Below are 8,158 nucleotides of genomic sequence, written 5' to 3'. Positions count from 1 at the left end.
CGGCGGCGGAAGCGTAGTCCTTCGACCAGGCCGGGGCTAAAGCCCCGAACGGGTTTGGGGTACCTCTGACGCGGGCCTGAAGGCCCGCTCTTCCACCTGATTCACGACATTTCAGAGAGGTCAGCACCAGGCTCCCGGCATGGATCTGAAGAAGTACCTGGTCTTAGCGGGCATCATCGTCTCCGGCGCGGTCGGCGACGTGTTGCTGGCGCGCGGCATGAAGACCATGCCGCAGATCGAGCTGCACGAGCTCGGCAGCGTGGTCGCCGCCATCCTGAATCCCTGGGTCGCCGGCGGCATCTTCTTCCTGCTCATCTTCTTTGCCTGCTACCTCACGGCGCTTACCTGGGCGGACCTGACGTTCGTGCTACCTGCGGCCGCGCTCGACTACGTCCTGCTCGCGCTGCTCTCGCAGTGGTTCCTGCATGAGAACGTCACCGTGACGCGCTGGCTGGGAATCCTGCTCATCACCGCGGGCGTGGGGTTCGTGACGCGCGGGCCGGCGCTCACGCCCATGCCCGAGACGGCCGAGATCGTCCACGAAGAAGCCGAGCACCACCGGCACCACGAGGTGCCGCGATGAGCGTGGCAACCACGTGGTCGGCGATCGGCGTGATCGTGGTGGCCTCGACCGCGGGCGACGTCCTGACGGCGAAGGCGATGAAGCAGGTCGGCGACCTCGGCGAGCTCTGGGACCAGCAGGGGTTCTTCGCCTGCGTGAAGAAGGTCACGACCAACAAGTGGTTCGTGGCGGGTGTGATGGCGATGGCGGTGGCGTTCTTCTCGCTGCTGTTCGCGCTGAGCTGGGCGGATGTGAGCATGGTCGCGCCGGCGGCGGCGTCGCTCTCGTTCGTCACCAACGCGATCGCGGCAAAGTTCTTCCTGCACGAAGCCGTCGACGCGCGCCGCTGGGCGGCGGCCCTGTGCGTGTGCGCAGGCGTAGCGCTGCTGGCGCTGTAGTCTCTGTCGCTTCCGGCTAACTCTTAAACCAACGCATGAATCCACTGGCGGGCAGGTCGGGCACGCGGAACTTCGCGCCCCTGCCGGCGGCGCGGGCAATCTCTTCCGCCGCTTTGTAGCCGGAGCGGACCGCGCCTTCCATGGTGGCGGGCCAGCCGGTCGCCGTCCAATCGCCGGCGAGGACGACGCGCGGCCATCCGGTCTGGGCGGGCGGGCGATACGCATCCGAAAGCGGCTTGGCGGAGTAGGTCGCGTGGACTTCCTTGATGACCGTCTGCTTGAGCACCTGCGCGTTGCCGACCGCCGGAAAGAACTCGGCGAGCTCGCGCAGCGCGAGGTAGAGGATGTCCTGCTTCGATCTCTCGACCAGGTCCTTGGAGGAGCTGACGACCAGTTCCACGTAGGAACCCGTTTCCCGTTTCCCGTTTCCCGTTTCGCGAGACAGCAACTTGGATTTGTGGAACATCCACTGGATGGTGCGGTCAAGCAGGACGGCGTGGTCGAGGTCGGTGATCTGGCGGTCGAACCAGAAGTGGATGCCGGTGATGGGCGAGTGCTCGAACTGGCGGAGGGCGTGGTGCAGCGGCTCGGAGGCCGGCTCGGCGGGCAGCATCTTCTGCAGCACGTCGAACGGGACGGCAAGCACGAGGTAATCGCTCGCCAGTTCCTGGCCGGCGCCGATGACGCGCGTGCCGGCGCCGCTGGCTTCGAACTTCTCCGCCGAGCTGCGCAGCCGCACTTGCCCGCCGCGCGCGCGGAGGTAGTCGGCGGCGACGCCATAGAGCTCGCTGAGCGGCACCGACGGCACGCCCATCCGGCCGGCTTCGGCGGATTTCAGGAACGACTCGCGGAAGACCTGTGCGGCGTAGTAGACGCTGGAGCGGTCGAGCTCTTCGTTGAGCGCGCTCACCAGCACGACTTTCCAGAAGCGGTCGATGGCGCGCTGCGTCTGCCCGTGGCGCCGCAGCCAGGAGAGGAAGTCCTCTTCCGAATCCTCCGGCAGGCCGGTGATGAGGCTCAGCATCGCGCGCGAGATGGCGAGCTTGTCGCCGGCAGAGAGCGAGTGCGCGGCGGCGAACGACGGCAGCGTGTGCAGCGGCGCCGGCAGGAACGACGGGCGGATCTTCGACTGCCGCCCGCCGGGCTCGACGAACGTCAGCTCGTCGTACCAGCGGATCTTCTCTTGCACGCCGAGCCGGCCGTAGAAGTCGATGAGGTTGGTGCAGCAGCCGAGCAGCACGTGCTGGCAGTTGTCCACCGTCTCGCTGGTGCCGGGGTGCTCATAGGAGGACGCGCGTCCGCCGAGATAGGGGCGGCGCTCCAGGAGGGTGATCTTGAATCCGGAATCGGCGAGCGCGCAAGCGGCAGAAAGGCCCGCGAGACCTCCGCCGACGACCGTGACTGTGGGCTGCTTGCTTGCGTCCGTCATGCGAGCCGGCGGACGAATCCCTTGGTGAGGATCTTGACCTTCTCCGGCACGGTGAGCCGCACGCGCTCCTGGAAGACGTCGTACTGGCGCAGCGCGATCTTGTCGAGCAGGCTGCGGTAGATGGTGACGAGCGTCCAGAGGGCGGGCTGGCAGTCTTCGTCGATGAGCGGGATGAGCTCGTCGGCGGCGCGGTAGAACTCGCGGGCGCGATCGGCTTCGAAGCGCAGGATATCCGCCCAGCCGGCGGGCTGGAAGCCGTTGGCGAGCCGCTCGGGCGCGAGCTCGCCCGCCTGCCGGCCGAAGCGCGCCAGGTCCTCCTGCGGCAGGTAGACGCGGCCGAGCAGGGCGTCTTCCCGCACGTCGCGGATGATGTTGGTGAGCTGGAACGCGATGCCGGTGCGCTCGGCGAGCGGCTCCGCCTTGGGGTCGCGGTAGCCGAAGATCTTGATGGTGATGAGCCCGACGACCGAGGCGACGTGGTAGCAGTAGCGCGCGAGGTCGTCGAAGGTCGCGAACGTGAGCGGCCCCGAGGTCGACTGCTTCAGATCCATCAGCGTGCCCTGCACCAGCTGGTCGAACAGCTCGAGCGGGATGTGGAAGCGCCGTTGCGCGTCGGCGAGTGCGAGCAGGACGGGGTCGTCGGTGGGGCGGCCCTGCATCGCGAGGTGAAACTGCTCGCGCCAGTCCTGGAGCTTGTTCCAGCGCTCTTCCACAGGAAGCGCCGCGTCGTCGGAGAGGTCGTCGGCGTGCCGCATGAAGGCGTACACAGCGCACAGCGCGTTGCGCTTCTCTTTCGGGAGAACGAGGAAGGCGTAGAAGAAATTCTTGGCGGAGGTCCGCGTGACGCCGCGGCAGATGGCGTAGGCGTGGTCGAGCTGGTTCTGCACGCTCACGCGAAAAGCTTCCTCGCGCCCGCTCGGAAGACGAGCGAGAGCTTGCGCGGCTTGGAGATGACCGGGCGCTGCTTCAGGACGTCGAAGCCCTGGCGCTCGATGGCGTTCAGGATCTCCTGGCCGCCGCGGGTGAAGAGCTCGATGTCGGTGGCGAGCTCCTTGTCGACCATGCCGGCCAGCGGCAGGCCGCGCTCGAACCACTCGCGCGCACGCAGCACTTCGAACCTCATCATCTCCAAGAACTGCGGCGTGGCGCGGCGCTGCGCGATGTCGTCTTCCGAGACCTTGTACTTGCGCAGGTCCTCGAGCGGCAGGTAGATGCGCCCCTTGAGGAAGTCGCGGTGCACGTCCTGCCAGAAGTTGGCGAGCTGGAGCGCGGTGCAGGTGTGGTCGGAGAGCTGCTGGCGCTCGGCGTCGCGATACCCACAGAGGTAGAGCACCAGCCGCCCGACGGGATTCGCGGAGTAGCGGCAGTAGTGCAACACGTGCGCGAAGGTCTCATAGCGCGAGGTCCGCTGGTCGCTGCGGAAGGCGACGAGCAGGTCGGCGAAGGGCTGCTTGGGCACATCGAGCTCGCGCACCGTCTCGCGCAGCGCGACGAACACCGGGTGCCGTGGCGCGCCCTCGTAGCAGGCGTTGAGCTCACCCTCCCATTCGTCGAGCAGGCGCAGCGCCTCGCGCTTGTCGGCGACCTCGTCGCCCAGGTCGTCGGAGATGCGGCAGTAGGCGTAGAGGTTGAAGAAGTGCTGCCTCAGGCGCTTGGGCAGGAAGAACGTGGCGACGGAGAAATTCTCGTAGTGCGAGCGCGCCAGGCGCTCGCAGTAGCGCAGCGCCTCGGCGAGCGAGGGGGCCTGCTCGGGGATGGCGTAGCTGGCGGGAAGTCCCGCGAAACCGATGTCTGCCTGCGCGCTCACAGTCGTTATCGTAGCCCTATTCGCTCGGGCTCACGCCCTCGCTAGTTTGGTGCCGCCCCTAAAGGGGCTCTCGGTCCAAATTGGGCGGCTTAACGGCGCGGCTGAAGCCGCGCCCCTTCGAAAGAACCTCAGTGTCCCGGGATGATGGCGGTCTTGATCTCGGAGCCGCGGTCGAGCATGTGCCGCAGCACCTGCTGCAGGCGCGAGAGCGGCGCCTCTCCGGTGATGTAGTCCGTGGGCTTGATCTTCTTTTCCGCGATCAGGCGGAAGGCCTTGCGCACGTTCTCCGGCGTGTGGTGGAAGGTGGCCTTGAGGGTGATCTCGGAGTAGTGCAGGCGGTTGGTGTCGATGGGGACCTTGGTGCCGGAGGCGCAGCCGCCGAAGAAGTTGACGGTGCCGCCCTTGCGCACCATCTCGACGGCCCACTCCCACGCCTGAGGGCGGCCGACGGCCTCGATCACGACGTCGGCGCCGCGGCCGGAGGCGGTGAGCGCCTTCACGGCGGCTATGGGGTCTGCGACCTTGGTGATCTGCACCACCTCGTCGGCGCCGAACTTGCGCGCGGCGGCGACCTGGCCGTCGCGCTTCACGACGGCGATGACGTTGGTGCCGGCGAGCTTGGCGGCCTGCAGCATCATCAGCCCGATGGGGCCGGCGCCGATGACCACGACGGTGTCGCCGATCTGGACGTTGGTGGCGTGCAGCCCGCGGATGACGCACGCGAGCGGCTCGGTCATCGCCGCGGCTTCGTAGCTCACGCCCTGGGGGATCTCGAGCATGTTCTTGGCGACGATGCGCGCCGGGATCTTGATGTACTCCGCGTAGGCGCCGTTGATGAACAGCAGGTCCTCGCAGAGGTTCTCCTGGTGCTTGGAGCAATAGAAGCAGCGGCCGCAGGGCGCGGAGTTGAGCGCCACCACGCGCTGTCCCTTGCGGAAGCCGCGGACGCCCTCGCCCACCTCTTCGATGCTGCCGGCCAGCTCATGCCCGAACAGCGCCGGCGGCACGATCATGCGCGCGTGGTAGCCGCGCTGGTAGACCTTGAGGTCCGTGCCGCAGGTCAGGGCGACCTGGACCTTGATCAGGACCTCGCCCTGCTCCACGCGCGGGATCGGCACCTTCTCGATCTTCACGTCCTCTTTGCCGTAGAGGACGGCGGCGGTCATCGTTCCGTGGCTCATCTCGCTCTGGCTTCCCTATTTCCCCCAGCCCATGCCGGGCTGGATCACGATCTTCATCGAGTCGGGCTGCGGCTTGGCAGCCAGCTCGAGCGCTTCCACCGACTGCGCCAGCGCAAAGCGATGGCTGATCAGTCTGGCCAGGTCCATCTCGCCGGAAAACACGAAGCGGACCGACTCCTCCTGCAGGTCGACCGACGCGCTGTAGGAACCCAGCAGCGCCTTCTCGTCCACGCACACCGAAGCCGGGTCGAACCGGGCCTCGCTGCGCACCGTCTGGGCGAACAACATGACCCGGCCGCCAGGACGCGTTGCATCCAAAGCAGGCTGGATCAACGAGTTCCCGGCCACGGCCACGATGGTCGCATCCACGCCCCGACCCTCGGTCCGGGCGCACACCGCGGCGACGGCGTCTTCACGCCCCGCCTCGATGGTTTCCAGCAAGCCGAAGCTTCTACTCATTGTAAGCCGCGGTGGGTGCAAATCGGAAGTGATGACACGGGCTCCGGCGCGTTTGGCCAATGCTGCCAACACGATACCGATGGGCCCCTGTCCGATGACGAAGACCGTCTCGCCCTTCTGCAGCTTCAGAGTCTCGATCCCCTTCATGCAGGTGTTGACCGGCTCGATCCAGGCGGCCTGCTCGAAGCTGACGTGGTCGGGAATGCGGACCACGCCTTGCTCGACGATCCAGTCCATCACGCGGACGTATTCGGCAAAGCCGCCGCCGGAAGGCTCGAAGCCGGCGGTCGTCCCGACCTTCTTGTAGACCGGGCACTGGGCGAAGACCTTGCGCTCGCAGTAGTAGCAGCGTCCGCAGGGGATGTGGTGGAAGGCCATCACGCGGTCGCCCAGCTTGAACCTGGTGACGCCTTCGCCCAGGGCGGCGACCACGCCGGCGGTCTCGTGGCCGAAGATGCGGGGGGCGGAGTGCGAGCCGGTGGAGATCTTCTTCAGGTCGGTGCCGCAGATGCCGCAGGTGTGGACGCGGAGGAGCAGTTCGCCGCGCTCGAGCTTCGGCACCGGCACCGTCTCGACCCGCACCTCATTCTGCGCACGGTAGACCGCCGCGGTCATCGTCGCGGGAACGGCGGCGGGGACGGAGCTGCGCTGTGGTTCTGCGGAAACGGCCATGCTTAGCGGGCGGGACCCTTGCTCTTATTGTAAAGCTCGCCGCGCGCATGTGCCTGGATGGCCTCGCGCAGGGCATCACAAAGGGCACGGCTGGCGAGCGAGGTGTCGCGCCCCAGGCGGATCACCTTGCGCCACAGCCAGGGGCGCACCAGCGCGTGGATGGCGAAGCTGGAAGACTTGAAGCGGCCGGCCGGGTCGACGAACTGCTCCACCGGCGGCAGCTCGGAATCGTGCTCGTCGGAGATGACCTTGATGACCACGCACGGCAGATGGTGCACGCTGGCGTAGTCGGCGACCGCGTGCGCTTCCATGTCCACTGCCTTGGCGCTGTGCAGCTCGGCCAGGCGCTTCTTGTGCTCCGGGGTCGCGATCTCCACCGCGCTGACCAGGATGCCGTCGTCGCCGTGCGCCGGAAGCTGCCCGCCCTCCGGCGAGATCACGCGCTCCGGCTGCACCACGTCGCCCACCTTCAGCTCGGGTGTGAGCGCTCCCGCGTAGCCGGCGGAGATGAAGCCCGCCAGGTCGCCCTTGGCGTGCTTGTGCAGGATCTCGGCGGCGGTGCGAGCGGCGGCTGGCCCGACGCCCGAACAGATGATGAGGACGTCCTGGTGCTCGCGAATGTGGAACTGGCGCGGCCCGTGCTGCACGACGTTGAGGTCCCAATCGCGCACCAGCGGAGCGACCTCGCGCTCGAGGGCGGCGACAATGGCCAGTTTCTTAGCCACTGGCCGCCGCCTTTGGCAGGTCCAGGTAACGGTGGGCCTGGAACCACTCGCGAGCGCGACGTAACGCATCATCTACCGGGACGATACGCCAGCCGAGCTCGCGCTCAGCCTTGGCCGACGAGGCAAACATTTTCTTCTTCCCCATTCGGACCGCGTCGACGGTCGCCCGCGGCTCGCGCTTCATCAGCCGGCCGGTAAAAAACTCATCGAGATAGGCGAAGCCGAGCGCCACGCCGTGCGGCACCTTGCGCGTGGGGGCAGGGATTCCCGAAATGGCAGAGAGCTTGTCGAGCAACTGTTTGAGCGTCAGGTTCTCACCGCCCAGGATATAGCGCTCTCCGGGCTTCGCGCGTTCGTAGGCCAGCAGGTGCCCGCGCGCGACCTCGCGCACATCCACCACGTTCAGCCCGGTGTCGACGTAGGCCGGGAACTTGCCCTTGAGGAAGTCGAGCAAGATGCGCCCCGTCGGGGTGGGCTTGATGTCCTGTTCTCCCACCGGCGCGGTCGGGTTCACCAGCACGACCGGCGCGCCTGACTTCCCGGCCTCCAGCGCCACCTGCTCGGCCAGGAACTTGGAGCGCTTGTAGTGGCCGATCATCTCGGCTTCGGACACGGGCGAGGCTTCATCGCACGGCGTGCCATTCGAGGCGAAGCCCATCGTCGCCACGCTGGAGGTGACCACCACGCGCTGCACGCCCGTTTCCTGCGCCGCCCGGAGGATCGCGCGCGTGCCTTCTACGTTGGCGCGGTACATCGCGTCCGGGTCGGGGATCCAGAGGCGGTAGTCGGCGGCGACGTGAAAGACGGCGTCGCAGCCCGCCATTCCCTTCTTCAGCGACTCCGGGTCCGTCAGATCACCGACCACGCGCTCGTGCCGGAGCGCGTCGATGAGCTCCGTGCGGCTCGACTTGCGGACGAGCAGGCG

General features: G+C 67.3%; 9 protein-coding genes. 2 read left to right on the top strand and 7 right to left on the bottom strand.

From position 1 onward, the window contains the following. Positions 1-139 precede the first annotated feature (139 nt). Together VLA96_08420 and VLA96_08415 are read left to right on the top strand one after the other, a co-directional pair. Positions 140-583, top strand: a complete 444-nt coding sequence (locus VLA96_08420; GenBank protein HSE49214.1) for an EamA family transporter — start codon at positions 140-142, stop codon at positions 581-583. Then, positions 580-960, top strand: a complete 381-nt coding sequence (locus VLA96_08415) for an EamA family transporter (GenBank protein ID HSE49213.1) — start codon at positions 580-582, stop codon at positions 958-960. The genes VLA96_08420 and VLA96_08415 overlap by 4 nt, the downstream gene beginning before the upstream one ends. Positions 961-976: 16 nt before the next feature. Here VLA96_08415 and hpnE read toward each other — a convergent pair whose 3' ends face one another. From hpnE to hpnA, 7 genes are all read right to left on the bottom strand, one after another. Then, positions 977-2,389 (bottom strand): hydroxysqualene dehydroxylase HpnE, encoded by a 1,413-nt coding sequence (gene hpnE / locus VLA96_08410; GenBank protein HSE49212.1) that lies wholly within the window; start codon positions 2,387-2,389, stop codon positions 977-979. Further along, a complete protein-coding gene (locus tag VLA96_08405) occupies positions 2,386-3,282 on the bottom strand; it encodes a phytoene/squalene synthase family protein (GenBank protein ID HSE49211.1) in 897 nt (298 codons plus the stop codon). Before VLA96_08405 ends, hpnE begins: the two co-directional genes overlap by 4 nt. Continuing rightward, a complete protein-coding gene (gene hpnC, locus VLA96_08400; protein HSE49210.1) occupies positions 3,279-4,196 on the bottom strand; it encodes a squalene synthase HpnC in 918 nt (305 codons plus the stop codon). The genes VLA96_08405 and hpnC overlap by 4 nt, the downstream gene beginning before the upstream one ends. 128 nt (positions 4,197-4,324) lie before the next feature. Beyond that, positions 4,325-5,377: a zinc-binding dehydrogenase gene (locus tag VLA96_08395; GenBank protein HSE49209.1), complete on the bottom strand. Its 1,053-nt coding sequence runs from the start codon at positions 5,375-5,377 to the stop codon at positions 4,325-4,327. Between the two features lie 15 nt (positions 5,378-5,392). Further along, complete coding sequence (locus VLA96_08390) at positions 5,393-6,508, bottom strand: zinc-dependent dehydrogenase (protein HSE49208.1); 1,116 nt, start codon at positions 6,506-6,508, stop codon at positions 5,393-5,395. Between the two features lie 2 nt (positions 6,509-6,510). After that, the gene (locus VLA96_08385) at positions 6,511-7,233 is read right to left on the bottom strand and encodes a hypothetical protein (protein HSE49207.1); all 723 of its coding nucleotides are present in this window, start codon (positions 7,231-7,233) and stop codon (positions 6,511-6,513) included. Then, on the bottom strand, positions 7,226-8,158 hold a 933-nt coding region (gene hpnA / locus VLA96_08380), incomplete at its 5' end, for a hopanoid-associated sugar epimerase (GenBank protein HSE49206.1). The genes VLA96_08385 and hpnA, both read right to left, overlap by 8 nt.

The organism is Terriglobales bacterium (assembly GCA_035457425.1).
Lineage (GTDB): Bacteria > Acidobacteriota > Terriglobia > Terriglobales > Acidobacteriaceae > JACPNR01.
The sequence above is the reverse complement of the archived record's forward strand: the minus strand, read 5'-3'. Positions and strand labels throughout refer to the sequence as shown.

Excerpts from the sequence above, each read along its gene's own strand:
- VLA96_08420 (HSE49214.1), top strand. The coding sequence starts at position 140 with ATGGATCTGAAGAAGTACCTGGTCTTAGCGGGCATCATCGTCTCCGGC.
- VLA96_08415 (HSE49213.1), top strand. The coding sequence starts at position 580 with ATGAGCGTGGCAACCACGTGGTCGGCGATCGGCGTGATCGTGGTGGCC.
- hpnE (HSE49212.1), bottom strand. The coding sequence starts at position 2,389 with ATGACGGACGCAAGCAAGCAGCCCACAGTCACGGTCGTCGGCGGAGGT.
- VLA96_08395 (HSE49209.1), bottom strand. The coding sequence starts at position 5,377 with ATGAGCCACGGAACGATGACCGCCGCCGTCCTCTACGGCAAAGAGGAC.
- VLA96_08390 (HSE49208.1), bottom strand. The coding sequence starts at position 6,508 with ATGGCCGTTTCCGCAGAACCACAGCGCAGCTCCGTCCCCGCCGCCGTT.